Source organism: Actinomadura rugatobispora (assembly GCF_042656285.1).
In the GTDB taxonomy this organism is placed as follows: Bacteria; Actinomycetota; Actinomycetes; order Streptosporangiales; family Streptosporangiaceae; genus Spirillospora; species Spirillospora rugatobispora.
The window spans coordinates 33,224-54,806 of sequence record NZ_JBHSON010000051.1; the positions used below are offsets into that span (position 1 = coordinate 33,224).

Annotated in this window: 22 protein-coding genes; 5 read left to right on the forward strand and 17 right to left on the reverse strand. The window is 73.7% G+C overall.

Annotation, left to right across the window (positions count from 1 at the left end; translation table 11 throughout):
• Positions 1-2: 2 nt before the first annotated feature.
• The 3 genes from ACFPZN_RS31740 to ACFPZN_RS31750 all read left to right on the forward strand — a co-directional run bounded on the left by ACFPZN_RS31740 (position 3) and on the right by ACFPZN_RS31750 (position 3,069).
• Positions 3-1,376, forward strand: a complete 1,374-nt coding sequence (locus tag ACFPZN_RS31740; RefSeq protein ID WP_378285956.1) for a threonine/serine exporter family protein — start codon at positions 3-5, stop codon at positions 1,374-1,376.
• Positions 1,377-1,549: 173 nt separating this feature from the next.
• Positions 1,550-1,876 (forward strand): hypothetical protein, encoded by a 327-nt coding sequence (locus ACFPZN_RS31745; RefSeq protein ID WP_378285957.1) that lies wholly within the window; start codon positions 1,550-1,552, stop codon positions 1,874-1,876.
• A 14-nt stretch (positions 1,877-1,890) separates the two neighbouring features.
• Positions 1,891-3,069: a DUF6745 domain-containing protein gene (locus tag ACFPZN_RS31750; protein ID WP_378285958.1), complete on the forward strand. Its 1,179-nt coding sequence runs from the start codon at positions 1,891-1,893 to the stop codon at positions 3,067-3,069.
• A gap of 265 nt (positions 3,070-3,334) precedes the next feature.
• Here the strand turns inward: ACFPZN_RS31750 and ACFPZN_RS31755 are convergent, their stop codons facing one another.
• The 13 genes from ACFPZN_RS31755 to ACFPZN_RS31815 form a co-directional block, all read right to left on the reverse strand.
• Entirely contained in the window at positions 3,335-4,186 is an 852-nt protein-coding gene (locus ACFPZN_RS31755) for an STM4011 family radical SAM protein (RefSeq protein WP_378285959.1), read from the reverse strand.
• On the reverse strand, positions 4,186-5,481 hold the full coding sequence (locus ACFPZN_RS31760) for an STM4012 family radical SAM protein (protein ID WP_378285961.1): 1,296 nt from the start codon (positions 5,479-5,481) through the stop codon (positions 4,186-4,188). The genes ACFPZN_RS31755 and ACFPZN_RS31760 overlap by 1 nt, the downstream gene beginning before the upstream one ends.
• Positions 5,478-6,278: an STM4013/SEN3800 family hydrolase gene (locus ACFPZN_RS31765; RefSeq protein ID WP_464043016.1), complete on the reverse strand. Its 801-nt coding sequence runs from the start codon at positions 6,276-6,278 to the stop codon at positions 5,478-5,480. The genes ACFPZN_RS31760 and ACFPZN_RS31765 overlap by 4 nt, the downstream gene beginning before the upstream one ends.
• The gene (locus ACFPZN_RS31770) at positions 6,266-7,369 is read right to left on the reverse strand and encodes an STM4014 family protein (protein ID WP_378285963.1); all 1,104 of its coding nucleotides are present in this window, start codon (positions 7,367-7,369) and stop codon (positions 6,266-6,268) included. The genes ACFPZN_RS31765 and ACFPZN_RS31770 overlap by 13 nt, the downstream gene beginning before the upstream one ends.
• The gene (locus ACFPZN_RS31775) at positions 7,366-8,313 is read right to left on the reverse strand and encodes an STM4015 family protein (RefSeq protein WP_378285965.1); all 948 of its coding nucleotides are present in this window, start codon (positions 8,311-8,313) and stop codon (positions 7,366-7,368) included. The genes ACFPZN_RS31770 and ACFPZN_RS31775 overlap by 4 nt, the downstream gene beginning before the upstream one ends.
• A gap of 31 nt (positions 8,314-8,344) precedes the next feature.
• Positions 8,345-9,283, reverse strand: coding sequence for an STM4015 family protein (locus tag ACFPZN_RS31780; RefSeq protein ID WP_378285966.1), 939 nt, complete (start codon positions 9,281-9,283; stop codon positions 8,345-8,347).
• Between the two features lie 101 nt (positions 9,284-9,384).
• Positions 9,385-10,341 (reverse strand): STM4015 family protein, encoded by a 957-nt coding sequence (locus tag ACFPZN_RS31785; RefSeq protein ID WP_378285967.1) that lies wholly within the window; start codon positions 10,339-10,341, stop codon positions 9,385-9,387.
• 141 nt (positions 10,342-10,482) lie between these two features.
• Positions 10,483-11,289 carry a MetQ/NlpA family ABC transporter substrate-binding protein gene (locus ACFPZN_RS31790; protein ID WP_378285968.1) on the reverse strand — a complete coding sequence of 269 codons (807 nt, stop codon included), beginning with the start codon at positions 11,287-11,289 and terminating at the stop codon, positions 10,483-10,485.
• 84 nt (positions 11,290-11,373) lie between these two features.
• Positions 11,374-12,030: a methionine ABC transporter permease gene (locus tag ACFPZN_RS31795; RefSeq protein WP_378285969.1), complete on the reverse strand. Its 657-nt coding sequence runs from the start codon at positions 12,028-12,030 to the stop codon at positions 11,374-11,376.
• A complete protein-coding gene (locus tag ACFPZN_RS31800) occupies positions 12,027-13,055 on the reverse strand; it encodes a methionine ABC transporter ATP-binding protein (protein ID WP_378285970.1) in 1,029 nt (342 codons plus the stop codon). The genes ACFPZN_RS31795 and ACFPZN_RS31800 overlap by 4 nt, the downstream gene beginning before the upstream one ends.
• A 406-nt stretch (positions 13,056-13,461) precedes the next feature.
• Entirely contained in the window at positions 13,462-14,295 is an 834-nt protein-coding gene (locus tag ACFPZN_RS31805; protein ID WP_378285971.1) for a DUF4097 family beta strand repeat-containing protein, read from the reverse strand.
• Positions 14,292-14,957 (reverse strand): response regulator, encoded by a 666-nt coding sequence (locus tag ACFPZN_RS31810; protein WP_378285972.1) that lies wholly within the window; start codon positions 14,955-14,957, stop codon positions 14,292-14,294. The genes ACFPZN_RS31805 and ACFPZN_RS31810 overlap by 4 nt, the downstream gene beginning before the upstream one ends.
• On the reverse strand, positions 14,945-16,150 hold the full coding sequence (locus ACFPZN_RS31815) for a sensor histidine kinase (RefSeq protein ID WP_378285973.1): 1,206 nt from the start codon (positions 16,148-16,150) through the stop codon (positions 14,945-14,947). Before ACFPZN_RS31815 ends, ACFPZN_RS31810 begins: the two co-directional genes overlap by 13 nt.
• Positions 16,151-16,304: 154 nt before the next feature.
• On the opposite strand from ACFPZN_RS31815, the gene ACFPZN_RS31820 reads away from it, so the two are divergent.
• Positions 16,305-16,892 carry a hypothetical protein gene (locus ACFPZN_RS31820; RefSeq protein WP_378285974.1) on the forward strand — a complete coding sequence of 196 codons (588 nt, stop codon included), beginning with the start codon at positions 16,305-16,307 and terminating at the stop codon, positions 16,890-16,892.
• An 84-nt stretch (positions 16,893-16,976) separates the two neighbouring features.
• Entirely contained in the window at positions 16,977-17,546 is a 570-nt protein-coding gene (locus ACFPZN_RS31825) for a hypothetical protein (protein ID WP_378285975.1), read from the forward strand.
• A 136-nt stretch (positions 17,547-17,682) separates the two neighbouring features.
• On the opposite strand, the gene ACFPZN_RS31830 is transcribed toward ACFPZN_RS31825, so the two are convergent.
• The 4 genes from ACFPZN_RS31830 to ACFPZN_RS31845 form a co-directional block, all read right to left on the reverse strand.
• Positions 17,683-18,288 (reverse strand): response regulator, encoded by a 606-nt coding sequence (locus tag ACFPZN_RS31830; protein ID WP_378285976.1) that lies wholly within the window; start codon positions 18,286-18,288, stop codon positions 17,683-17,685.
• Entirely contained in the window at positions 18,285-19,451 is a 1,167-nt protein-coding gene (locus ACFPZN_RS31835; protein WP_378285977.1) for a sensor histidine kinase, read from the reverse strand. The genes ACFPZN_RS31830 and ACFPZN_RS31835 overlap by 4 nt, the downstream gene beginning before the upstream one ends.
• A 73-nt stretch (positions 19,452-19,524) precedes the next feature.
• Complete coding sequence (locus ACFPZN_RS31840) at positions 19,525-20,184, reverse strand: ATP-binding cassette domain-containing protein (RefSeq protein WP_378285978.1); 660 nt, start codon at positions 20,182-20,184, stop codon at positions 19,525-19,527.
• A gap of 119 nt (positions 20,185-20,303) precedes the next feature.
• Entirely contained in the window at positions 20,304-21,467 is a 1,164-nt protein-coding gene (locus tag ACFPZN_RS31845; protein WP_378285979.1) for a lactate 2-monooxygenase, read from the reverse strand.
• Positions 21,468-21,583: the final 116 nt, after the last annotated feature.

A 21,583-nucleotide genomic window follows, 5' to 3' on the forward strand; every position in this document is an offset into this window, starting at 1 on the left:
GAATGAGGCGGGCGACGGAGCGCTTGCGGCGGACCTGGCAGGTCCTGATGGACGGCTCGCCACCGGAACCCCCGGAGGACGAACCCAGCGAGATCGTCAACGCACGGGTGATCGACCTCGTGCTGCGCGTGGGGGAACTGCTGCTGGCCAGCGGCGAGTCCACCGAGCGGGTGAACGAGGCGATGCTCGGCCTGGCGGTGGCCTACGAACTGCCCCGCTGCGAGGTCCAGGTCACCTTCACCAGCCTGCTGGTGTCGGCCCACCCGGGGGGCAGCGCGCTCCCGGTCACCGGGTCGCGCGCGATCCGGCGCCGCACCCCCGCGTACTGGCGGCTCACCGCGCTGCACCAGATCGTCCAGGAAGCCTCGATCGGGATGCTGGAGCTCGAAGAGGCGCACGCCCGCCTGGCCGCGATCAAGCGGGGCCGCGGCCCCTACCCGCCGTGGCTGCTGGTGGTGTCGTTCGGGCTGATCGCGGCGTCCGCCAGCGTGCTGGTGGGCGGCGGACCCCTGGTCGCCGCGACCGCGTTCGTGGCGACGATGCTGGGCGACCGCGCCGCCGCCGCCCTGGCGCGCCGGGGGATCGCCGAGTTCTTCCAGCTTCTCGTGGCCTCGTCGTTCGGCGCCACGGCCGCCGCGATGGTGGTGGCGATGGGCAGCCCCGCGCGCGCGTCCACGGTGGTGACCGGCGCGGTCCTCGCGCTGCTGCCCGGCCGCCCCCTGGTGGCGAGCATCCAGGACGGCATCACCGGCGATCTGGTGAGCGCGGGCGCGCGCATGCTGGAGGTGTTCTTCATCATCGCCGCGATCGTCGCCGGGCTGGGCGTGGTCGTGTACGTGGCGGTGAAGCTGAACGTGAACGTGAGCGTCGCCCACCTGCCCGAATCCCCCGCCCTCTTCGAGCCGGTGCCCGTGCTGGCGGCCGCGGCGGTGTCACTGGCGTTCGCGGTGTCCCTGGCCGTGCCCAAGGACGTGCTCGTCGCGGCGGCCCTGGGCGGCGGCGTGATCTGGGTCATGTACGTGCTCCTGCTCAACTGGAACGTGACCCCGGTCCTGGCCTCGGCCATCTCCGCCACCACCATCGGCCTGCTGGCCAGCATGCTGGCGCGCCGCCGGAACGCGCCCGTGCTGCCCTACGTCGTCCCGGCCATCGCGCCGCTGCTGCCGGGAACGCTCCTCTACCGGGGCATGGTCGAGCTGAACACGGGCGACCCGGAGGCGGGGGTGCTCAGCCTCATCGCCGCGCTGTCGGTGGCGCTGGCCCTGGGCGCGGGGGTCAACCTCGGCGGTGAACTCGTCCGGGCCTTCCAGCGGGTCGGGCTCAGCGCCTCGGGCCGCTGGGCGCGTCCCGCCGCCCGCCGCACCCGCGGCTACTGACCGTCCGGGCGATCGCTCGTCCGGCGGTCGCCCGGCACCGATTTTCCGGCGGTCCCCGAGACGGGTGGCCTCGCTGGTCAGAGCTTCAGAGGCCGATGGTTCCGGGGGACGCGGCGGGTTTCCGGCGGTCCGGCGGCGCGGAAATGTCAGTGGCGCCGGTTACGTTGCGGCACATGTACCGACAGGGAGACATCCTCATCGTTCCCGTCCCCGAGGACGAGATCCCCGCCGCCGCGCGCGGGCTGTCGCCGGCGCCCCGCGACGACCGCGGTCGCATGGTGCTCGCGCTGGGCGAGGCGACCGGCCACGCGCACGCCGTCGCGGCCCCCGGCGAGCTGCTGCGCGACGCCGATCCGCTGCGCCCCGACCATCTGCATCTCCCCCACGGCGGGCGCCTGGTGCACGAGGAGCACGCGGCGATCGCCCTCCCGAAGGGCTGGTTCCGCGTCATCCGCCAGCGCGAGTACGTGCCGGGCGCCGTCCGCGTCGTGGCCGACTGAGCCGGAGGCCCGACGTGCAGACCACGACCCAGGAGACCCCCGCCGGCGCCGACGAGCCGCAGGCCCCCGTCCGGACGCGCGGCGAGACCGTCCTCGCCTGGCAGTCCGTCGCCTTCTCCTCCGGCCCGACCGGCACCGCCGAGCACGAGCGCGCCGAGGCCGGAGTCCGCACCGCCTACACGGCCGCCGGCCTGGCGCCGCCCGAACGCATCGTCTGGGTGCCCTCCCCCGCGCACGGCGCGATCGCCGCCGCACTGATCGCCGGCCACGGGGACGCGCTCCGGGAGGCGGGGCTCGGCGAGTACATCGCGCCGGTCGCGCCCCTGGTCGACATGCCGGAGACGGGTGCGAGCGTGCGCGAGGCCGTGCGCACCCTCCCGTGGGAGAAGGCGCGCACCGCCGCATGCTCCGAACTGGGGCCGGAGCAGTGGGCACGCGCCTGGGCGGAGACCGGCGGCCGCCTCTGGGCCCAGGTCGACGACCTCGCGACGCGGGTCCGCCGCGCCATCGGCGAACTGGCCGCGGACCACCCCGCGACCGCGACCCTGCTGCGCGGCGCCACCCTCGACGCAGTCCTCGGCCAGCACGACGCCCCGTGGCTGTCGCTGGTCGACTCCCTCGGCCATCTCGACGCCCACGGCCATCCCGGCGCCGCGCTGGCCGGGCTGGCGGAGGTCTCCCGGGTGGCGGGCTGGTGGTGGCCGTACGAGCGGATCGCGATCATCTCCGAGCGCCCGGTCGTCCTGCACCGCGACGAGCAGGGCCGCCTGCACCGGGGCGACGGGCCCGCCCTGGCCTACGGTGACGGGCTCTCGCTGCACGCCTGGCGCGGCATGCCGATGCCCGGCGGTTTCATCGAGTCGCTGACCGACCTGACGCCCGAGCGGATCCGGGCCGAGGCCAACGCCGAGCAGCGGCGGATCATGCTCGAGATCTTCGGCTACGACCGCTACCTCGCCGAGACCGGGGCCAAGCCGGTGAACCGGGGCGAGTCCGGAGTGCTGTGGCGGATCGACCTCCCCGGCGACGAGGCCATCGCCATGGTCGAAGTGGTCAACTCCACACCGGAGCCGGACGGGTCGTACCGCACCTACTTCCTGCGGGTCCCGCCGGGCACGCGCACCGCCCGCGAGGGCGTGGCCTGGACGTTCGGCATCGACCCCCGCGACTACCGCCCGGAGAAGGAGACCTGACGCCCATCCCAAACGCCCATCGCCGAACCGCCGCCGGGCGGGACGCCGCTACCTGCCGGGCCCGTGCTCAAGGGTCCAGGCCCGCGGGGTGGTGGAGGGCGGTTCTAGACCGGTCGGGGCGGTGTCCCCGGCCGCCACGGCGGATGTCCCTTGATGATCACTTCCCTAGTCATCAGGGGACATCCGCCCAGGCATTTCCGGCCATGCTCGCTCACGAGCCGAGCGCGGTCACGGCTTCACATGCCCTTCCGCCGTGGTCTCTCGTTCAGCTCGTCAGGGGGATGCGTTCGAGGATGCCCCCGGCGAAAACGTCGTAGAGGGGCAGGGGTTCCAGGTGGACGTAGCCGATGTGGCAGTCGCAGATGTCGGCGGGGCAGGGGCGGGGGCGCAGGGCCGCCTCGTAGGAGCCGTCGTAGAGGTTGCCCAGGACGGTCGGGATGAAGTGGCAGCGCCGTACCGTCCCTTCGCCGTCCACGGAGATGACCGTTTCGCCGGTACGGCAGGGCAGGCCCTTGCTGGGATGCGGCTCGCGGCTGTAGGCGAAGAGCGGGTCCAGGGCCGTCCAGTCGGCGGCCTCGGCGTCGGTGTAGGTGCGCCCCTCGGCCGCGTTCACCCACAGGTACACCTCGCCCGGCAGGTCGGCGCGGAGGCGGCGGGCGGCGTCGAGATGCTCCGGCTGCCCCACGACGCCCACGCTGAACCGCACCCCGCGCGCGGCGAGGTCGCGGCACTTGCCGAGGAACCGGTCGTAGGGGACCTGGCCGGGATGGTACGTGGTCCACAGCGCCAGCCGGGAAAGGTCCGCCTCGGCCGTCCAGTCGACGCGGTGGCTCAGGTTCGTCTGGATCGCGACGCGTTCCACGTGCGGAAGGTGGCTGAGCTCGACCAGCGCCCGCCGGTACCAGGACCGCACCAGGCCCTCTCCCCACGGCGTGAAGAGGACCGAGACCGCGTGCCGCCGGTCCCGGACCCAGCCGGTGAAGCGTTCGAGGGCGGCGCGGTCGGCCCGCAACTGCTCGGGGGTGTCGCGCCGCTTCGCGAACGGGCAGTAGGGGCAGTCGTAGTCGCAGCTCGCCAGCGGCCCGCGGTAGAGGATCGTGAGATGCCCGTGCCCCATCAGCGCGCCTCGTAGGAATCCATCAGGGTCCGCACCTCCGGTGAGAACAGCGCCGGCCCGATGGCGTCCGAGTGCGCCAGTCCTTCGGGGGTGAGCCGGACGACGTCGCGATCCTCCTCCACCCAGCCGCGCTCGGCGAACGGCTCCAGGTCGAAGTCGGCGGCGGCGTCGGTGCCGAAGCGTTCGCGGTAGGCGGCGCGGTCGACGCCGGACGCCTGGAGCAGCGACTGGATGAGATGGCGGCGCCGCCGTTCGCCGTCGTCCAGGGTGAATCCGACCCGTGCCGTGGTGAAGTCGGCCTCCCGTACGTAGGAGTCGATGATGGCGCGGACCGGGGTCGCGCCCACCGCGTACTCGAACGAGTAGTGCAGCCCGGTGGTGTACGAGCGCGCCCCGCAGCCGAGGCCGATCATCCCGTCGGTCTGGCAGCAGTACTCGGTCCCGGTGAGCGGCGACGCGGCGGAAGCCGGCCCGGTGGGGCGGCGGAACATGCGCATGGAGACCTGCTCGTACCCCTGGGCGAGGAGGTGGTCGCGGCCGGTGCGGTAGAGCTCCATGCGCTGGTCGTCCCAGTCCCGCGCCCGGCGCCCGAGGCCGGTCAGGGGACGCACGTACAACGGGTACAGGTACAGCTCCTCGGGTTCCCACGCGAGGGCGGCGTCGAGCGAGTGCAGCCAGGTCGCCGGGGTCTGGCCGTCGATGCCGTAGATGAGGTCGATGTTGAGCGTCGGGATGGCGGCGGCGCGGATGCGGTCCAGGGCGGCCTCGACCTCGGCGCGCTTCTGTGGACGCACGGCGGCGCGGGCCTCCTCGTCCAGGAAGCTCTGGACGCCGATCGAGACGCGGGTGACGCCGCGTTCGGCGAGGACGGCGAGGCGGTCGCTCGTGGCCGTGGCCGGGGAGGTCTCCACGCCCAGCGGGATCGAGCCGAGGCCGGCGAAGCGGCCGGCGATGTCGCACAGCCGCTCCAGCTCGGACGCGGTCAGGTAGGTGGGCGTGCCGCCGCCGAACGCCGCCGTGGCGAACGTGGCGTCGCCCAGGCCCCCCAGGACGGCGGTCGCCTGGCGGTCGAGCGCGTCCAGGTAGGCGCCGGTGAGCTCCTCGGGCGCTCCCGTACGGGTGAAGAGGTTGCAGAACCCGCAGCGCATCTCGCAGAACGGCACGTGCAGGTAGAGGAAGAGGGCAGCGCGGTCCTCGTCCGCCCAGACCTCGCGGAGGGACGGCTGGGGGTCGAGGGGGCGGTAGGCGGTCTTGTGGGGATAGGCGTACACGTATCCCTGGTAGGGCCCGGTCATGTCAGCACGAACTCCCCGTACGGAACGGTCCACACGACCTCGTGGCCGATGCGGTGACCGGTGTGGCCGTCCTCCCCGTACGCCGTGCCGTGGTCGGAGCAGACGATCACGAAGCAGGGGCGGCGCATGAGCGCGAAGAGGCGGTCCAGATGCCGGTCGACATGGCGGAGGGCGGCGGCGTGGCTCTCCCGCGAGTCGCCGTGCTCGCGGGTGGCGCCGTCCAGGTAGAACCAGTTGGGCTGGTGCAGGGCGGACACGTTGAGCAGGAGGAACAGGCGGCGGGTGGACGGCAGCCGCCGGATCGTCGCGGCGATCCGGTCGATCTGGTGGCCGATCGAGCCGGGGTCGGTCACGCCGAACTCCGGTTCCCAGTGGCTCTCGGCGAAGAGGGCGGGCAGGGCGGAGCCGAGCGGGGTGAGCTTGTTGAAGAAGCCCACGCCGCCGACGCAGACCGTGTGGTAGCCGGCCAGGGCGAGGCCGGTGGGCAGGTCGGCGGCGTCGAACGTCCAGGTGCCGGAGGCGGTGGTCTCGCTGCCCGGGAAGCGGGCCGCGAACAGCCTCGGATGCGGGCCGGGCCGGGCGGGCGTCGGGAGGAAGCCCGCCAGCATCGCGGCGTGCGCGGCGTAGGTGAAGCTGCCGGGGCTGTGGCGCCGTTCCCAGCGGCCGCCCGGGAGCAGTCCGGCGAGCGTCGGGAGCTCCCCGGCGGAGGCGAGTTCGGCCGCCACGTCGTAGCGCAGCGTGTCGAGGGTCACCAGCAGCAGGTCATGGCTGCCGATGACCTCGTTCATGTCGTACATGCTGGGAGGTTTCCTGACAGGGCGGCTCTGACCTGGGCAGTGTAGGTGTCGATCCCCTCGGCCCCGCTCCCGGGGAGACCGGTCAGGCCGGGCAGCAGGTCGCCGAACGCGTTGACCTCCCCGACCGCGTACCCGCGCCACCCGATCCGGACGAGCAGGTCGACGCCGACCATGAGGCTGCCGGGGAAGCAGGCGGCGGCGCGCGCGCACACGTCGAGGGCGTCCCGCCACGAGTCCTCGCCCATGGCCCGCCGTACGGCGCCGAGGTCGCCGCGCGCGCCGCCGAGGTGGAGGTTGGTCATGGGCGAGCGGCTCGTCCGGACGACCGCGTGCGTCGGCTCGCCCGCGACGACGACCACGCGCAGGTCGAGGACGCGGCCGTCCAGCGCCGCCTTGGGGAACCAGCGCTCGACGTGGAGGCCGTCGGGGGCCAGCGCGTCGACCAGGTCGGCGACCTCGGCCTCCGTCTCGTACGACCGGACGCGCAGCGAGTTGACGTAGCCGAAGCCGGTGGGGATGGCGGAGGTGACCGCTTTGACGCGGCCGCCGGGGGCGGTCTGGAGCGCGATGACGCCGGAGGCCGACGAACCGTGCGCGGCCTTGACGAAGACGCGGTGCATCCGCGCCTCCGCCATGCGGGTGCGGAGTTCGGCGTAGGAGGACACCGGCGGAAGTGCTTCCGGTACGGGCACACCGGCGGCCCGGAGGCGCGCGTGGCAGCGCCGTTTGTCGCACATGACGGCGATGTCGTCCACGTCGTTGAGCAGCCGCGCGCCGGCCCTGTCCGCCTCGGCCGCGATGCGCGACAGGCCCGCGGTGAACGTCCGGTACCAGCGGGCGCCTCCGCCCACCCGCGCCGGCTCCCCCGGGCCGCGCAGCAGGGCGTCGACGGCGGCGTCCTCACCGGGCGAGTCGATCCGTACCAGCGTCCCGTCCCCCGCCGCCCCGATGTCCAGGGAGGTGGCGGTGAGGACGTCGTGCCAGCCGATCACGAGCGGCCCCGGCAGGCCCGCGGCGCGGCAGGCGGCGGCGAAGAGCGCGGTGCGCCGGTCGCCGGGCGCGCCGATCACGGTGAACGCGGCGGACGTCATTCCGTGACCGCGACGTACATGAAGCCCTCCCATTCCTCCCAGCCCTCCGCCGGCACGGCGCGCGCCCCGCCGAGGTCGAGCTCGACGCCCGGGAGCGCCTTCCGGAGGCGTTCCATCATCGGCTCCGAGACGTAGTGGTAGTTCAGGTCGAGCCGCTTCAGGTGGGTGAGGGGCTGCCCGGCCAGCAGCGACTCCGCGCCCTGGTCGGAGAGCATCCCCAGGCCCAGCGCCAGCGTCTCCAGCCGGGCCACGATCGGCGCGGACGCCAGGGCGGCCGCGATGTCGTCCTGGAACTCGCCGTTCCGCAGGCCCAGATGGCGGACGGAGGGCAGCCGCACCCCCTCGAAGATCGGGCCGAGGTCGTCGACCTCCGCGTGCCCGCCGTAGATCTGCACGCCGAACCACAGGTCCAGCTCTTCGAGGGCGGGCAGGTCGCTGGCCGCCACCGCCCGCACCACCTCGGCCGGCAGGCCCCCGGACTCGAACCGCAGCGCCTTGAGGGTGTCGCTCTTGAACGGGCTGAGGTTCAGGCCCGCGCAGCCGCGCACCTCCAGCCGCTCCAGCGAAGGGAACGCCTCGACCAGCGGCGTCAGGTCGCCGTGCGGGATCCAGGACAGGTGGTACTCCTCGTCGAGGATGTCGCCGACGAAGACCGACCGCAGGGCGGGGAAGCGGTCCGCGGCCTCGACCAGGGTCTTGACCCCGAGGCCGTCGGCGTCGTCCCAGCCCCAGAAGCCGAGCACCAGCGCCTCGACCCGGGTGGTGTCGACGGCGTCCATGAACCGGGTGAACAGGTCGGGGTACGACTCGTCGCCCCAGTCGCCCCGGACCGCCCAGGCGACCCGGTCGTCGGGCAGCGCCTCCCCCTCGTCGACCTCGGTTTCGGGGGTGAAGCCCACCACCGGCAGTCCGGCGAACTCGTCCAGGTACTCGTTGAACGTCATCGACTTCCTCGATGTGGTCTTCGTACGGGGGTCACTCGGCGATGGCGACGTAGGGCCAGTCGTCGTCCGGGTCCTGCCCGTCGCCGACGTCGACCTTGACGCCTGGCAGCGCCGCCCTCAGGCGGTCGGCCGTGGCGGGGGTCATGTAGTGGTGGCTCAGGTCGAGCGAGGCCAGGTGGGTGAGGGGCTGCCCGGACAGCAGCGACTCGGCGCCCCGGTCGGTGAGCGTCCCCATGGCGAGGCTGAGCGACTCCAGCCGCGCCACGATCGGGGCCGCGGCGACGGCCGCCGCGATCTCGTCCTGGATCTCGCTGTCCTCCAGGCCCAGGTGGCGCAGCGACGGCAGCCGCTCACCGCTCAGGATCGGGGCGAGATCGTCCACGGTGGCGTTTCCGCCGTAGTTCTCCGTGCCCAGCCACAGGTCGAGGTGCTCCAGCGCCGGGAAGTCGCAGGCGGCGATGCCGCGGACGACCTGGCCGGGAAGCCCGCCCGACTCGAACCGGAGCCTCTTCAGCCGCTCGGCGCGCACGGGCTTGAGCCCCAGGTCCTCGGCGCCGCGCACCTCCAGCGTCTCCAGGCCGGGGAACGCGGCGAACAGCGGCGTGATGTCGCACTGCTCGATCCAGGAGATCTCGCGTTCCTCCATGACGATGTCGCCGAGGAAGAGGGCGCGCAGCGCGGGGAAGCGGTCGGCGGCGGCGGTGAGGACCTCGACGGGCGTGGGGTCGCCGTACTCCTGGATGCCCCAGTGCCCCATGATCAGGTGGGTGACCGCGGTGGAGTCGACCGCGCCGGTGAAGCGGTCGAGGACCGCCGGAGTGACCTTCTCCTCCTGCCAGCCGCTGCTCAGGTCGACCCGCCAGGCGCGGGACGCGGCCGGCGGCAGCTCGGCGGTCTCCGGATCGGTCTCGGCGTCGAAGACGGCCACCGGGAGACCGCCGAACTCCGTCAGATGGCTGTTGATCGTCATTCGCTTCCCACCCCTGAAGCCCTCTCGGATGATCGTCGGGACCTGTCCTACCAGCCGGAGCCGACATACCGCCGCCGAACGCCGCCCGCCACCGGCCCCGGCTACTCGGCGACCGCCACGTAGCGCCAGTCGCGGTCGCTCTGCTGCTGGTCGCCGAGGTCCACCTCGACACCGGGGAGGGCGGCGTGCACGCGCTTCACCACCGGGTCGGTGAGGAAGTGGTGGTGAAGGTCGAGCCGCTTGAGATGGGTGAGCGGCTGCCCCGACAGCAGCGACTCGGCGCCCAGGTCGGTGAGCGCGCCCATCGCCAGGCTCAGCGACTCCAGCCGCGCCACGATCGGGGCGCCGGCGACGGCCGCCGCGATCTCGTCCTGGATCTCGCTGTCCTCCAGGCCCAGGTGGCGCAGGGACGGCAGCCGCTCGCCGCCCAGGATCGGCGCCAGGTCGTCCACGGTGGCGTCGCCGCCGTAGTTCGCGGTGCCCAGCCACAGGTCCAGGTGCTCCAGGACGGGCAGCTCACTGGCGCAGACGGCCCGCACCACGCCGGCCGGAAGCCCGCCCGTCTCGAACCGCAGCGTCTTCAGGGCCGGCGCGCGGAACGGCTCGAGGGCGAGGCCCGCGCCCCCGCGGACGCCCAGGTGCTCCAGTCCTGGGTACGCGGCGAACAGCGGCGTGATGTCGGACTGCTCGATCCAGGAGATCTCGGCCTGCTCCATCACGATGTCCCCGAGGAACAGCGCGCGCAGGTTGGGCAGGCGGTCGGCGGCGCCGGCGAGCACCGGCACGGGGTCGACCGCCCCGTCGTCGTAATCGGCGCCCCAGAAGCCGATGATCAGGTGCGTGACCTCGGTGGTGTCGATCCTCTCCAGGAACGCGGCGAAGAGGTCGTCGAAGGAGGGGCCCTCGAACCAGCTGCCCACGCGCCAGGCGGCCTCTCCGGGCGAGTCGGGCTCCTCCTCCCCGCTGTAGTGCTCCTGGACGGTGTCGCCCTCGTGCTCGTGCTGGAAATCGCACACCCGCAGTCCGGCGAAAGTGCTGAGGTGCTCGTAGATGCTCATCGGTATCGGTTCCCCTTCGATTCGGGGACCGTCCTATCAGTCGCCGGCGACATCCTCCTCGAAACGGTTGAAATCAGTGGTTTCCTCCGGGGGAAAGGCCGAAGCCCCCGGACGCGGGCGTCCAGGGGCTTCGCGGCGGCCTCAGGCGGCGGGGAGGACCGAGCCCTTGTACTTGTCCTGGATGTACTTCTTGACCTCGGGACCGGTCAGCAGCTCCGACAGCTTCTTGATGTCGGCGTCGCCCTTGTTCTCGGGCTTGACCACCAGCCCGTTGACGTACGGGTTGTTCTCCGGCTTCTCGATGGCGAGCGCGTCCTTGGCCGGGGTCAGGCCGCCCTCCAGGGCGTAGTTGCCGTTGATGACCGAGGCGTCGACGTCGGCGAGCTGGCGCGGCAGCGCGGCGGCGTCGGTGGGACGGAACGTGATGCCCTTGGGGTTGCCGGCGACGTCCTTCTCGGTGGCGCTCTCGCCCGCGCCCGGCTTGAGGGTGACCACGCCGTTGTCGGCCAGCAGCTTCAGGCCGCGGGCCAGGTTGGACGGGTCGCTGGGCAGCGCGACGGTGGCGCCCTGGGGCAGGTCCTGCAGTCTGGTGACCTTCTTGGAGTAGACGCCCAGCGGCTCCAGGTGGACGCCCGCGAGGAACTCCAGCTTCTGCCCGGTCTTCTGGTTGGACTCGGCCAGGTACGGGCGGTGCTGGAAGTAGTTGGCGTCGAGCTGGCCGTCGTTGAGGGCGGGGTTCAGCTGCTCGTAGTTGCTGAACTCCTTGATCTCCAGCTTGAGCCCGGCCTTGGCCGCCAGGTTGTCCTTGACGTAGGTGAGGACCTCGGCGTGCGGCACCGAGGTGGCGCCGACGGTGAGGGTCCCGCTGTCGTTGCCCGACCCGCCGCAGGCCGCCAGGCCCAGCAGGAGCCCGGCGGACGCGAGGACGGTGGTGATCTTGCGCAGCACGAGGAGTGCCTTTCTCGTTCGTGAAGAGGGATGCGGAAGAGGGGAGGTGGACGGGTGCCGCGGCGGCCTACCGGTGCGTGAGCCTCACCGGTGCGTGAGCCGCCGGACGAACAGGTCGCCGACCAACTGGACGATCGCCACCAGCAGCACCAGCAGCACGAGGATGGCCAGCATCATCTGCGTCTCGAACCGCTGGTAGCCGTACCGGATGGCCAGGTCGCCCAGCCCGCCGCCGCCGATCGCGCCCGCGATGGCGGAGTAGCTGATCAGCGCGATGACGGTGATGGTGAGCCCGGCGATCAGGCCCGGCGCGGCCTCCCGCAGCAGCACCTTGCGGACCAGTGCGGGCCGGGAGGCGCCCATCGCGCGGGCGGCGGCGATCGTGCCGGGGTCGACCTCGCGCAGCGCGGTCTCCACCAGCCGGGCGTAGAAGGGGATCGCCCCGACGGTCAGCGGCACGATCGCCGCCTGCGTGCCGATCGAGGTGCCCACCAGGAGCCGGGTGAACGGGATGATCCCCATCATCAGGATGACGAACGGGACCGACCGGCCGATGTTGACGACCAGGCCGAGGACGGCGTTCACCGGGCGGGAGGGCATCAGGCCGTCCCGCGCGGTGAGGATCAGCAGGACCCCGGCCAGGATCCCGCCGGCCGCGGTGAACAGGGTCGACCAGACGGTCATCTGGAGGGTCTCGAGGGTGCCCTGGCGCAGCAGCGGCGCCATCTCGTCCCAGCTCATGACAGCGACGCCTCCTCGGCGGCGGGGGTGTCGGCGGGGGTGCGGACCTCGACGGTGAGCCCGGCCTCGCGCAGGTGGGCGAGCTGGGCGGCGTTGACGTCGGGGTCGCCGGGCAGCTCGATCCGCAGCCGGCCGATCCGGGTGCCGCCGATCCGCTCGACCGCGCCGCCCAGGATGTTGACGTCGATCGAGTAGGTGCGGGCGAGCGAGGACACGAACGGCCGGTCCGCGCTGTCGCCCTCGAAGGTGACGTCGACCACGGTCGTCCCCGCGCCCGGGTGCGGCGGGGTGTCGGGCAGCGGCAGCAGGTCGCGGGCCAGTTCGGAGCCGGGGCGCAGCAGCAGCTCGCGCAGCGGGCCGGACTCCGCCACGCGGCCCCGCCGCATGATCGCGGCCGAGTCGCAGATCCGCTTGACCACCTCCATCTCGTGGGTGATCAGCAGCACGGTCAGCCCGAGGCGGCGGTTGAGGTCGCGCAGCAGCTCCAGGATGGAGGCGGTGGTCTCGGGGTCGAGCGCGGAGGTGGCCTCGTCCGAGAGCAGCACCTTGGGACGGCCCGCCAGCGCACGCGCGATGCCGACGCGCTGCTTCTGCCCGCCCGACAGCTGCGCGGGGTGCGCCTGGGCGTGCTCGTCCAGGCCGACCAGTGCGAGCAGCTCGGCGACCCGGGCGGCGCGCTCGGACCGCGGCACGCCCATGACCTCCAGCGGGAAGGCCACGTTGCCCGCCACGGTACGGCTGGACAGCAGCCCGAAGTGCTGGTGGATCATCCCGATGCCCTGGCGCGCGCGGCGCAGCTCGCGGCCGTCCAGGGACAGCAGGTCCCGGCCGTCGACCGCGATCCGGCCGGAGTCGGGGCGTTCCAGCAGGTTCACGCAGCGCAGCAGGGTGCTCTTGCCGGCGCCGCTGCGGCCGAGGACGCCGAAGATCTCACCTTCGCGGACGGTGAGGTCGACGCCGTCGACGGCGGTCACCTCGCGTCCCCGGGAGCGGTAGACCTTGCTGAGTTTTTCGATCTGAATCACAGGAAATCATCCGTCCAGACGGGCAGATGGGATGGGGGCGGCCGGGCAGACCACGCAGACAGGCGGTTCAGGCAGGCCGGCCGGGCATGGGGGCGCGCCGGGGTTCAGGAGCGGCCGGGCGGGTACGGCGCGTGGCTCAGAAGGTGGCGCTGGAAGCTCATGGCGGCGGTGATTCTCGGAGTGAACGGCTCGCTTCGGGGCGCGAGGTCAGGCGGGGGCCCTCAGCACCCACACATTCGCCGCCGGCGCGTACACCCGAGGTCCCGGACGGCGCGCGTGCGGCACGGCGCGGGGCGGGGGCGTACGGCGGTCATGCCATGAGTAAACCCGGCCCACGCAGCTGACGCAAATTCTCGGGCACCGCCGTGAACAGGATCACAAGCCCGGTGGCCTCAACGCCGACCGGTCATCCGGAGGCGCCGTGGTACCCGATCCGGACCGGGCCCGAGCCGACCTTCGCGACGATGGTCCGCGGCGACGAGCGGTCGTCCAGCGCCGGGTCCACCCGCACGTCCCCGGTGCCGGACTCGACCTCCACCCCGTAGTAGGAGCCTCGCGGCACGGTCACCCGCACCTCCCCCGACCCCGCGGACGCCTTCACGCGCCGCGGCGGCACGGCGAAGCCGACGCCGATCCGTCCCGAGCCCACCTCGGCCTCCAGTTCCGGGACGGCCAGTCCCGTACCGGTGATCCGCCCCGAGGCCGCCCGCGCCCAGACCCGGCCGCGGATCTCGGCCATGTCCAGCAGCCCCGACCGGGCCTCCAGCCGGAGATCGCCCTCGATGCCCCGGACCCGTACCTCGCCCGAGTCCGCCGTGGCCCTGATCCGCACCCGCGGCGGCACCTGGAGGTCGAGGTCGGCGCCGCACTCCATGTCGGAGTAGATCCCCTTGTCCCCCTCGCAGGTGAACCGGACCAGCAGGACGTCCCCGGCCCAGATCTGCTCCACCTCCGGCCTGCTGAACGCCCACGTCAGCCGCCGGAAGACCCGGACCTGGCCGGCCCGTCCCGGCCCGACCGTCACCCGGGCCCGCCCGGCGTCGATCTCCACCTCGCTGACCGGGCGGTGGTGCACCACCGTGTCGAAGACGGTGCGGCGGATGGCCGTCCCGTAGACGCGCAGCCCGGCGGGCATCACCACGGCCAGGGCGGTCCCGACCGCCAGCAGCACCCAGATGCCGCGCCGCCGCGGCCGTCCTTCCCCGCCCCCGCCCGGCGCCGGGGGAGCGGTCCGCGTCATGCGTCCCCACCGCTCCCCGCGCCGCCGCCGAGGAAGCGCAGCACGGCCAGTACGCGGCGGTGGTCGCCCTCGGCGTCCGGGAGGTCCAGCTTGGCGAAGATGCCGTTGATGTGCTTGGCGACCGCGCTCTCGCTCACCACCAGGGCGGCGGCGATGCCCGCGTTCGAGCGGCCCTCCGCCATGAGCCCCAGGACGTCCCGCTCGCGCGGCGTGAGCCGGTCCAGCGGGTCGCTCTGGCGGCGCAGGAGCAGCTGCGCGACCACCTCAGGATCCAGCGCCGTGCCGCCGCCCGCCACCCGGCGCAGCGCGTCCAGGAACGCGGACACGTCCGCGACCCGGTCCTTGAGGAGGTAGCCGACCCCGCTGGTGTTGGTGGCCAGCAGGTCCGCGGCGTACCGCTCCTCCACGTACTGCGAGAGCAGCAGCAGCGCCACCTCGGGCCACTGCCGCCGGATCACCAGCGCCGCGCGCACGCCCTCGTCGGTGAACGCGGGCGGCATCCGGACGTCCACGATCGCCGCGTCCGGCCGGTGCTCCTCCACCGCGGACAGCAGCGCCTCGGCGTCCCCGACCGCCGCCGGGACCTGGAACCCCGCGGTCTCCAGCAGCTTGATCAGTCCCGCCCGCAGCAGGACCGAGTCCTCGGCGATCACAATGCGCACGGCAGCTCCACGGTCACGGTGGTCGGTCCCCCTTCGGGGCTGACGATGCGGAAGGTACCGTCCACCGACCGGACCCGGCGCCCCAGGCCGGCCAGGCCGGACCCGCGGGCCGGGTCGGCGCCGCCCACCCCGTCGTCGGCGACCGTCACCCGCAGCACGTCGCCGCGCCGCGCCACGTCGATCTCCACCGCGGACGCGCGGGCGTGCTTGACCACGTTGGCGAGGGACTCGGAGACCACGAAGTAGGCGACGGCCTCCACGGTGGACGAGGCGCGCCGCGGGACGTCCACGCGCAGCCGCACCGGCAGCGGCACCCGGGCGGCGATCCCCGACAGCGCCGCGTCCAGGCCGCGGTCCTCCAGGACGGCCGGATGCAGGCCGCGGATCAGGTCGCGCATCTCGGTGAGCGCCTCCTTGGCCTCCTCGTGCGCCTCGACGATCACCTGCATGGCCTCGTCGGGGACGCCGGTCAGCGTCTCGCGGGCCAGGCCGAGGTTCATGGCGAGGGCGACGAGCCGCTGCTGGGCGCCGTCGTGCAGGTCGCGCTCGATGCGGCGGCGTTCGATGTCAGCGGCGTCGACCGCGCCGGCGCGCTTCTCGGCCAGGTCCTCGACGCGGCGCTCCAGCTCCTTGGCGCGGTCCGGGCCGAGGAGCAGCCCGATCGCGCGGGTGTCCAGCCGCCGCACCGCCATCGCGGTCCAGGGCGCGGCGATCAGGAGCAGCACGCCGGCCGCGGTGAGCGCGCACTGCCCGTACGGGCCGATCTGCGGGAGCGTCCAGGCGTAGGCGGTGATCCCGGCGAGCGCGGCGCCGCCCGCCCACGCGGCGAGGACGAGCAGGGCCGCGCAGCCCACGACCGGGCCCGCGATCAGGTGGTAGGCGAGGGACCGCCAGAGCCCGTCCATGCGGAGGCGCCCGGGCCGTTCCCCGGGCGGCGCGACGTGCAGGCCCAGCATCGCCCAGCAGCGCTCGCGCTGCGCCGCGGCGAAGGGGTGCGCCAGGATCACGACCACCAGCGGCGCCAGGAGGGGCAGGACGTCCCACGGCTCCCAGACCGTCCACGGCGCGCCGATGATCACCCAGGCGCCGAACTGGAGCGGCACCCCGGAGGCGGCGAACGCGGTGTCGCGCCACGCCGCCGCCGACCACGGAGCGTGCACGCGCGCACGCCGCAGCAGGGAGAGGGACGCCATGGGCAAACCGTATTGCCCTGAAATGGACCGCGCCATGCAGCGGGGTGCAGCCCCGGGCTGTACCTAGTGCCACCCCCGAAACGGACTTCCGCGCTACTGAAAGCGGCCCGCCCGCACGACAGGCTGACGGGGAACCGAGCCAAGGAGGTCATCGATGGTCGCCGCCCCCCTAGGAGCCCGCCGCCCGTCCCGGCGGCGGCGCGAGTGGCCGGAGTGGCGTGCGGGTCTGGCGGACCCCGTCGACAGGAGGACGCGGCTCGCGGGCTGGGGGCTGGTCGCCGGCGGGGCCGCGCTGGTGCCGTGGATGGGCGTCCTGGCCGCGCGGCTGCCGTCCACGACGCAGGTGTCCAACTGGTCCGCGGCGTGGATCGGCCTGGACGCGGCGCTCGCGACCGGGCTGATCGCCACCGGGACGCTGCTGGCCCGGGGCGATGTTCGTCACAGCCTGACCGCCGCGGCCACCGCGTCGCTCCTGGTCATGGACGCCTGGTTCGACGTGACCACCGCTCCCGCAGGGCCCGGGCGGACGGCCGCGCTGGCCCTCGCCGCCGGCGTGGAACTGCCCGTCGCCGGGCTGTGCGCGACGCTGGCGGTGCGCGCGCTGACCCGTGATCCGGACATGCCGGAAAAGGCCCGCACCCGCGGGCCGAACCCCGCCGGGCACCCTGCCGTCCGGTCGCTGCGACCACTCCCGGCATATCCGGAGCCGACGGGAGTCAGAGAGACGGATGAAACCGAGTGACCCAGACCTTTAGAGTGAATCCGACGTAGGGCCCTCTCTGCGGGAGGGCCCTTTCCCCTGCCTGCCTGATCATGAGGTCACCGGATGAACGACCACGAGGTGCACGCGGAGTGTGTGCGGCTGCTGCGGGAGGGCCTCCCCGAGCCCACCGCCGCCGGGTTCGACGACGGCCGGGGGTTCCTGCCGCTCTGCCTCGACGTCGACGGTGACATCGCCGTTGTCACGTTCCTAAGACGGCCGGGGGGCGTCTCAGGAGGGCTCCCTCCCTTCATCGAGGGCTGGATGTTCCACCGCCGCGACGGCGAGTGGATGGAACTGGGCGGCGCCGGCGGTTCGGCCTTCGACGAGCCCCTCGCCCGCCGCTCGGCCGCCGAACTGGGCGGACGGCACCTGCAGCGGTACGGGACGGGCCGCACCGTCCGCAACGCCAACCGGCTGCTCCCCTGGGGCGCCAAGTGGGTGAGCCAGGCCCGCCTCCGGGTCGCGGCGGAGGCCAGCCACCTGCGCGTGGGCAACCGGATGCTGGAGGTCCCCGCACACGGTCACACCGTCGTGGTCTGGGGCGCCCGCCGCGCGCCCGTCGTGGAGGCCCTGGCCCTGGACGGCGCCATCCTCGACGCCCTCGACCTGGACTACACCCTGGCCCGCGCCTGAACGTCGGCGACCTGGGCGATGGACCAGGCGGCGGGCCGGGCTAACGGGATGCACGGGGAACCTTTCGGCGGGTGCCGGAGAGGTTAGGGGCCGCGCGTTACCGGAAGGTTGCCGGGACGTTTCGCCCCGGCCCCGCTCACAACCAGCCGAGGTCGCGGGCGGCCCGCACCGCCGCGTGGCGGTTGTCGACGCCGAGCTTGGTGACCGCCGCCGACAGGTAGTTCCGCACGGTGCCCTCCGACAGGCCCAGGCCGCGGGCGATCCGGCTCACCGGGGCGCCGTCGGCGGCGGCGCGCAGCGTGTCGAGTTCGCGCGGCGTGAGCGGACACTCCTCGGCGGCGAGCGCGTCGGCCGCCAGCTGCGGATCGATGTACCGGGCGCCCGCGGCGACCTGGCGGACGACCTCCGCCAGCCGGGCGCCCGGGGCGTCCTTGCCGAGGAAGCCGCGCACGCCCGCGGCCATCGCGCGGCGCAGGTTGCCGGGACGGCCGTGCGCGGTCACGATCACCGGCCGGCAGGAGGGCAGCTCCCGGGAGAGCCGCTCGGCCGCGGCGAGGCCGTCCAGCCCGGGCATGTCGATGTCGAGCACGGCGATGTCGGGCTTGAGGCGCAGCGCGCTCTCGACGGCCTCGTCGCCGCGGCCGACGTCCGCCACGACCTCGATGCCGTCCTCGGTCTCCAGCAGCAGCACCAGCGCCTCCCGGATGAGGAGGTGGTCGTCGGCCAGCAGCACCCGGATCATGCCTCTCCCTTCGCCCTCGGCACCGCCCTGGGCACCGCCCTGGGCACGGCGGCGGCCAGCCGGAACGTGCCGTCCCCGGCCGGGCCCGCGGTGAACTCGCCGCCCACCGCCGCCATCCGTTCGGCGAGGCCCGCCAGCCCGGCCCCGGCGGCGGCTCCGGCGGCGGGCGCGGGACGCCGGCCCGCGCCGTCGTTGGAGATCTCCAGCCGGACGTGCGCGTCGTCGGACCGCACCGTGATCAGGCACCAGGTGGCGCCGCTGTGCCGCAGGACGTTGGTGGCCGCCTCCCGGGCCGCCCATCCCAGCGGCTCGTGCGCGTGCGCGGGCAGGTCGGGCGAGACCTCGGGGGCGTCGCAGCGGATCCCCGCCGCGCGCAGCACCGCCGACATGCCCTGCAGCTCGCTGCGCAGCGAGGTCGCCCGGTAGCCGCGGACGATCTCGCGCACATCGCGTACCGAGTCCCGCGCCATCCGCTGGATCTCGACCAGCTCCCCGCGGACCCGCTCCCGGTCGCGTTCGACGAAGCGCTCGGCGACCTCGGCGCGCAGGGCGACGGCCTGGAGGCTGTGGCCGAGCACGTCGTGCAGGTCCCGGGCGAAGCGCAGCCGTTCCTCGCCCACCGCCGAACGGGCCAGCTCCGCGCGCGCTTCCCGCAACTCCTGGACGACATGGAACAGCCACACGGTCACGTACCCCGAGAACGCCCCCACCGGCACGCCCACCAGCTGGTACAGGACGTTGAGAACCGGCAGCCCCAGCACGAGCCCGTAGGCGGGGGTCAGGACCGTGGCCGCCGCCGTCACGAGCACCGCCGCGCGCAAGGGCAGCACAACCGCGATGAGGCCCACCGGCACGACCAGGGCGCTCCCCCAGCCGACCTGGGCGCCCATCAGAGCCGGGAGGGTCCAGCAGACCGCGGCTATGGCGGCCAGGCCGATCCCGTGGGCGGGCACGGTGCGGCGCATCAGATTGAGCCACAGCAGCCGCCCGTACAGGGTGAAGACGGCCGCGACGCACACCAGGCCCAGGACGATCCGGCCCGGGTCGCGCCGGTCCAGCACTTCGTACCAGACGGCGGGCAGCAGGAGCCCGGCCAAGGTGACGAGCGTCATCGCCACGATGATCGCGGCGATGCCGGTGGGACGCGGAATCCTGGGCTGCACCTCTCCGCCTCCGCGCGGGGGGCCGGCTATGGCACGGCCCAGGGTACGTGCCGCCCTCACGTACGTGCCGCCTTCAAGCGGCCCGCCGCGGCCAGGCCGGATCGCCGCCGGGCACCAGCCGCCCCCTGTCGAGGATGCCGACCCTGTCCGCGCACCACGCCTCGTACGGATCCCGCGTCGCCAGCAGAATCGTCACCCCGTCCTCGGCCAACCCTCTCAAGACCGAGCCGACGTGGCGGGAGGACGCCACGTCCAGGCCGGCGGAGGGCTCGTCCAGGAAGAGGACGTCAGAACGCCCGACCAGTGCCAGCGCCAGATCGAGCAGGCGCTGTGCACACGGGGTCAGCCTCTCGAAGGGCACGCCCTCGCAGCCGCCCAGGCCCACCAGGCGAAGCGCCTCGTCACCGGGGAGCGGGTCGAGCGTCCACCGCCGCCACGTGTCGACCACCTCCGCCACGGTCAGGCCGGGGAACAGCCCGCCCTCCCGCCAGACGGCGCCGGTGCGCAGCCCCGCCCGGTCCTCGTACGGGTCGGCCCCCCGAACCCGCACCCGCCCGGACGTAGGACGCCGCATCCCCGAGGCGATCTCCAGCAGCGTCGTCTTGCCCGCGCCCGGTGGGCCGAGCAGCGCGCAGACCTCCCCCTCGGCGACGCCGAACGAGACGTCGCGCACGGCGTCCCGCCCGCCGAAACAGACCCCTGCCCCGGACACCTCGATCACGTTCACGCCCATGCCCCCATGCTCGCCGCCACCCTGCGAAGACTTGCAGTCACAGGCGTCAGGAGCACCCCGGGAGAAACGCGGGGCCGACCCATGACATCCGTCACGGGTCATCACCGGGCACCCCGCGCTCAACTCCGGTGGACGCTCTCCGGGCCGAGCTCATCCGGACTCCGGTGCCCGGACAGGGCCATCGTCAGCTCCAGCTCCGCCTGCAGGCAGCGCAGCACGTGCCGCACCCCGGCCTCCCCGCCCAGGGCCAGGCCGTAGGCGTACGGCCGCGCGACCAGCACCGCGCGGGCGCCCAGCGCCAGCGCCTTGGCGATGTCGGACCCGGTGCGGATGCCGCTGTCGAACAGCACCGTGGCCTGGTCGCCCACCGCCTCCACGACGCCCGGGAGCGCGTCCAGGGAGGCGATGGCTCCGTCCACCTGCCGCCCGCCGTGGTTGGAGACGACCACGCCGTCCATGCCGGCGTCCACGGCGCGGCGGGCGTCATCGGGATGCTGGATGCCCTTGAGCACGATCGGGCCGTCCCAGTGGTCCCGCAGGAACTCCAGGTCGTCCCAGGTCAGCGACGGGTTCCCGAAGTTGGCCACCCAGTGCAGGAGCGCGGTGTCGCGGTTGGCGCCGGTGACCGGGCCGCCCACCGCCTTCTGGAAGACCGGGTCGGAGAAGTAGTTGGCCACGCCGATCCCGCGCAGGAACGGCAGGTACGCCTGGTCGAGGTCGCGCGGCCGCCACGCCAGCGTGAACGTGTCGAGGGTGACGACCAGGGCCGAGTAGCCCGCCGCCTTGGCCCGCTCCAGGAAGCTCACCGCCATCTCGCGGTCCTTGGGCCAGTACAGCTGGTACCAGCGGGGCCCCTCGCCGCCCGCCTCCGCGACCTCCTCCATCGAGTACGACGCGGCCGTGCTCAGCACCATCGTCAGCCCGCACGACGCCGCGGCCCGCGCCACCGCCCGCTCCCCCTCCGGGTGCAGGATCGACAGGACGCCGATGGGCCCGAGCAGCACCGGCGCGGGCATCGCCGTGCCCAGCACCTCCACCGACAGGTCGCGCCGCGCCACGTCCCGGAGCATCCGCGGGACGATCCGCACCCGGTCGAACGCCGCCCGGTTCGCCCGCGCGGTGGCCTCGCTGCCCGCCGAGCCCGCCACGTACCCGAACGACCGCGACGACAGCCTCCGCTCCGCCAGCCCCTCCAGCCGGGTCAGGTCGGTGGGCAGCTCGGGCAGCACGTCGCCCAGCCCCTTCAGGTAGATCTCGTTCTGGAAGTCGGCCAGCGCGCTCATCGGAAACCTCCTCGGCGATCGATCCGCCCGCCGACCGGCGCCCCGGCGACCGGGCCGGACACGGCCGGAGGCGGCCATACGGACGCCCGGAGGGGGCGGTTTCGGCGCGCCGAGGG

Bases quoted from the DNA above. Each gene is read 5' to 3' on its own strand.
- ACFPZN_RS31755 (WP_378285959.1), bottom strand. From the start codon at position 4,186: ATGGGGCACGGGCATCTCACGATCCTCTACCGCGGGCCGCTGGCGAGC.
- ACFPZN_RS31825 (WP_378285975.1), top strand. From the start codon at position 16,977: ATGAACGACCACGAGGTGCACGCGGAGTGTGTGCGGCTGCTGCGGGAG.
- ACFPZN_RS31770 (WP_378285963.1), bottom strand. From the start codon at position 7,369: ATGACGTCCGCCGCGTTCACCGTGATCGGCGCGCCCGGCGACCGGCGC.
- ACFPZN_RS31775 (WP_378285965.1), bottom strand. From the start codon at position 8,313: ATGACGTTCAACGAGTACCTGGACGAGTTCGCCGGACTGCCGGTGGTG.
- ACFPZN_RS31830 (WP_378285976.1), bottom strand. From the start codon at position 18,288: ATGATCCGGGTGCTGCTGGCCGACGACCACCTCCTCATCCGGGAGGCG.
- ACFPZN_RS31795 (WP_378285969.1), bottom strand. From the start codon at position 12,030: ATGAGCTGGGACGAGATGGCGCCGCTGCTGCGCCAGGGCACCCTCGAG.
- ACFPZN_RS31785 (WP_378285967.1), bottom strand. From the start codon at position 10,341: ATGAGCATCTACGAGCACCTCAGCACTTTCGCCGGACTGCGGGTGTGC.
- ACFPZN_RS31840 (WP_378285978.1), bottom strand. From the start codon at position 20,184: ATGGGCGTGAACGTGATCGAGGTGTCCGGGGCAGGGGTCTGTTTCGGC.
- ACFPZN_RS31765 (WP_464043016.1), bottom strand. From the start codon at position 6,278: ATGTACGACATGAACGAGGTCATCGGCAGCCATGACCTGCTGCTGGTG.
- ACFPZN_RS31820 (WP_378285974.1), top strand. From the start codon at position 16,305: ATGGTCGCCGCCCCCCTAGGAGCCCGCCGCCCGTCCCGGCGGCGGCGC.
- ACFPZN_RS31740 (WP_378285956.1), top strand. From the start codon at position 3: ATGAGGCGGGCGACGGAGCGCTTGCGGCGGACCTGGCAGGTCCTGATG.
- ACFPZN_RS31805 (WP_378285971.1), bottom strand. From the start codon at position 14,295: ATGACGCGGACCGCTCCCCCGGCGCCGGGCGGGGGCGGGGAAGGACGG.
- ACFPZN_RS31760 (WP_378285961.1), bottom strand. From the start codon at position 5,481: ATGACCGGGCCCTACCAGGGATACGTGTACGCCTATCCCCACAAGACC.
- ACFPZN_RS31815 (WP_378285973.1), bottom strand. From the start codon at position 16,150: ATGGCGTCCCTCTCCCTGCTGCGGCGTGCGCGCGTGCACGCTCCGTGG.
- ACFPZN_RS31845 (WP_378285979.1), bottom strand. From the start codon at position 21,467: ATGAGCGCGCTGGCCGACTTCCAGAACGAGATCTACCTGAAGGGGCTG.
- ACFPZN_RS31745 (WP_378285957.1), top strand. From the start codon at position 1,550: ATGTACCGACAGGGAGACATCCTCATCGTTCCCGTCCCCGAGGACGAG.
- ACFPZN_RS31780 (WP_378285966.1), bottom strand. From the start codon at position 9,283: ATGACGATCAACAGCCATCTGACGGAGTTCGGCGGTCTCCCGGTGGCC.